This is a genomic window from Streptomyces sp. 8L, assembly GCF_020176795.1.
Lineage (GTDB): Bacteria > Actinomycetota > Actinomycetes > Streptomycetales > Streptomycetaceae > Streptomyces.
In genome coordinates this window covers 1-3,424 of the sequence record NZ_JAIUKE010000663.1, presented here as the reverse complement: position 1 = coordinate 3,424, position 3,424 = coordinate 1, and the positions used below count along the sequence as shown (strand labels likewise).

Annotated in this window: 3 protein-coding genes; 1 reads left to right on the top strand and 2 read right to left on the bottom strand. The window is 69.1% G+C overall.

What is annotated here, in order from left to right; all coding sequences use genetic code 11:
* Positions 1-709: IS3 family transposase (locus LCE31_RS36725; RefSeq protein WP_263632732.1), on the bottom strand; the 709-nt coding region annotated here is incomplete at its 3' end.
* 17 nt (positions 710-726) lie between these two features.
* Positions 727-1,038 carry a transposase gene (locus tag LCE31_RS36720; protein ID WP_225022311.1) on the bottom strand — a complete coding sequence of 104 codons (312 nt, stop codon included), beginning with the start codon at positions 1,036-1,038 and terminating at the stop codon, positions 727-729.
* Positions 1,039-1,298: 260 nt separating this feature from the next.
* Here LCE31_RS36720 and LCE31_RS36715 point away from each other — a divergent pair.
* A partial coding sequence (locus LCE31_RS36715) for a tetratricopeptide repeat protein (RefSeq protein WP_225022309.1) occupies positions 1,299-3,424 on the top strand: 2,126 nt, incomplete at its 3' end.

The following is a 3,424-nucleotide window of genomic DNA, read 5'->3' as shown; positions in this document are numbered from 1 at the left end:
GCCCCTGATGCTCAATCAACTCGGTCTTGAACGTGCCGTTCAGGGCCTCCGCCATCGCATTGTCGTAACTGTCCGCGACAGAGCCGACCGACGCCGAGGCGCCGACATCAGCGAGACGCTCCGTATACCGAATGGACACATATTGCGACCCTCTGTCGCTGTGGTGGACCAGGTCGGAGCCCTTCTTGATCTTCTGCCGCCACAGCGCCATCTCCAGCGCGTCCAGCGGAAGGTCGGTGCGCATGTGGGTGGCAGCCTGCCAGCCCACGATCCGGCGCGAGTACGCGTCCAGCACGAACGCGGCGTAGACCCACCCCGACCAGGTGCGGATGTAGGTCAGGTCGGCCAGCCACAGCTGGTTCGGGCGCTCGGCGCTGAAGCGGCGGTTGACCAGGTCCGGCGGGCGCGGCGCGGCCGGCTCCGGGATCGTGGTGCGGCGGCGCTGCCCGCGGATGACGCCCTCGATGCCCAGCTCACTCATCAGCCGCTCGACCGTGCAGCGGGCCACCGCATGTCCGGCGCGGACGAGGGCGTGGGCGATCCGGCGGGCACCGTAGGCGCGTCCGGAGTCCTCCCACACAACGGTGACCAGCGGAATCAGTTCTTCGTCGCGGAGCCGGCGGGCCGACTTCGGCCGCGTCTTGCGCGCGAAGTACGTCGACGGCGACAGCTCCAGCACCCGGCAGACGGGATCGATCCCGAGGCCCATGTCGCGCAGGTGGTCGATCACCTGCTCGGCCTCGTCCGGGGACGGTCGATCTCCTGGGCAAAAAACACCGAGGCGGCCTTCAGGATCTCGTTGGCCCGCCTCAACTCGGCGTTCTCCTTGCGGAGTTCCTTCAACTCGTCACGCTCGGCGGTCGTCAGCCTGTCGTCGCGTTCACCGGCGTCCGCCTCGGCCTGGCGGACCCAGCCGCGCAGGGCCTCCTTGTGGATGTCGAGGTCGCGGGCGACGTGCGCGATCGGACGGCCGGTCGAGCGGACCTCGCGGATCGCGCGCTCACGGAGTTCATCGGGGTACTTACGTGGTGCTGGCACAGCTCGTGGTTCTCCTTACGCCTGGAAGCGTAACCCAGGCTTCAGGGACTCCACGAATCTCAGGACAGCTCAGGAACCTCACTCCAAGGCATGGAGGGTAGCCGGGGATGAACGGGACGTGAAGGCTGGCGCGATGCCGTTCTCCAGCGGCCTCGGCGCCTGGCCTGAATCCTGCCAAGGCCCCGTCATCGTGCGCTCCCTGCAGGAAAGATGGTGGTGGGTAGGCAGCACGTGCGGGTATCGCGACTGGAGGGGGCGGGTTGGCCAGGCAGGGTTTGTCGCGGCAGGAGATCAACCGGCGGCAGCGGGCGAACCGGTTCGTCGGCCGGTCCAGGCAGCTCGCTGCCTTCCGGGACAACTTGACCCGCGACCCGCAAGCCGAGGACTGTCACTACCTCTTCCACGTGCACGGCAACGCCGGGGTCGGCAAAACGTCCCTGGTACGGCAGTGGGAGGCCGCGGCGCGCGCCCAGGAGGCGGTCACTGCGTACATCGATGACGACGTGCACAGCGTCGTCGAGGCGATGGAGGCGATCAGCGGCCAGCTACAGCGCCAGGGGGCCGCGTTGAAGCGGTTCGACGAGATGCTGGTGACGTACCGTCAGCGGCGGCACGAGGTCGAAACGACGCCAGCAGCGGCGCCCGGGGCTTCCGGGGCCGCCGGGCGGTCCCCGTCGGCGGTGAGCACAGCCGTGGCCGCGGCCGGTCTGGCCGGCCTGGGGATGGTCCCGGGCATGGGGCCGGTGGCGGGCGCCATGGACCGGCAGAATCTGGCGCAGCTCACCGAGCGGGCGTGGAGCCTGGCCGGCGCCCGTTTCCGCAGCCATGACGACGCGAAATTGGTCGTCTCGCCGCTGCAGGTCCTCACCCCCGTCTTCCTCGACGACCTCGCCAAGGTAGCGGAGCGCCGGCCGTGGGTGGTGCTGTTCGTCGACGTGCTCGAGGTGACGAGTCCGGTGATTGGCGAATGGCTGCGCGATGTCCTCACCCGCGACACCTACGGGGAGCTGGAGGCCAATGTCATCGCGGTGCTGTCGGGGCAGGGACGCCTCGATCCCGTTGTGTGGGCCGACAGCCAGGCCGTGGTTCAGGACGTGCCGCTGGAGGTATTCAGCCACGAGGAGGCCCGCGAGTTGCTGGCCCGCCACGGAGTCACCGACACCCAGGTCGTCGAGGTCGTGCTGGAGCTGACCGGCCGACTGCCCGTCCTGGTCGACCTTCTCGCCCAGGTCCAACCTCGAAGTGCCGACGACGTCGCGGACCCCTCCGAGACCGCGGTGGACCGGTTCCTGAAGTGGATCACCGATGCCGCGCTTCGGGACGCCGCGCTCGCCTGCGCACTGCCCCTGCAACTCGACGAAGACATCTACCGTGTCGCCGTACCCGATGCGGCGGCCGACGCGTACACGTGGCTGCGCAAGCTTCCCTTCGTCAGCGGCCGGGCAGGGCGCGCCCGCTACCACGACGTGGTGCGATCCCCCATGCTGCGCCTGCAGCGAACCCGCTCGGCCACACGCTGGCGCCAGCAGCACCTGCACCTGGCAGCCACCCACCGGCGTCGGCGCGAGGCCCGTGAAGCCGTCTTGGCCGCCGGGAGTCACGAAACTGACGTCGACTGGCGCGAGTCACGCCTCAACGAGATCTACCACGCGCTGTGCGCCGGCCCCCTCCAGGCGTGGCCCGATGCGCTTGCGGGCCTTGTCAACGCGTGCGATCAGGACGTTTCCGTCGCGCGCCGATGGGCCCAGACCCTCACCCAGGCAGGCCGGGACACCGACGAGCCACTGCTGCTGCGGTGGGGACCGCGCCTACAGCAAGCCGCCGATCACTCCGCCGGCACTATCGCCGTGTTGGGCTGCCTGCTCGGGATACCGGAACTCGACCGCGCCGCACGAGCTCTGGCTCATACCCTGCGCGGTCGCGACCACCGAATCTCGGGCGCGCACGACCAAGCCCTCACCGACTACACCGCCGCCCTCGACCTGGCGCCCGACCTGGCACGCGCCCACTACGGCCGCGGTGAGACCTACCGCCTCACGGGACGCCACGAGCAAGCACTCACCAATCTCAACCGTGCCCTGGAGCTGGAACCTACCGACAGCGATTACCTCGTATGCCGCGCGCAAATCCAGGACGCTCTCGGAGACGGTGCCGCAGCGCTCACCGACTTCAACCAGGCGGTGGAACTCAGCCCCACCGATGCCTGGGTCATCAGGAGCCGTGCGGCGTTCTACGTCGATGCTGAGCGCTACGACGACGCCCTCACCGACCTCACCCGCGCCATCGAACTCGAACCCGACGACACGTGGGCCATGCTCAGCCGCGGCCAGACCTACCTACAGATGGAGCGCTACGACGACGCCCTCACCGACCTCACCCGCGCCAT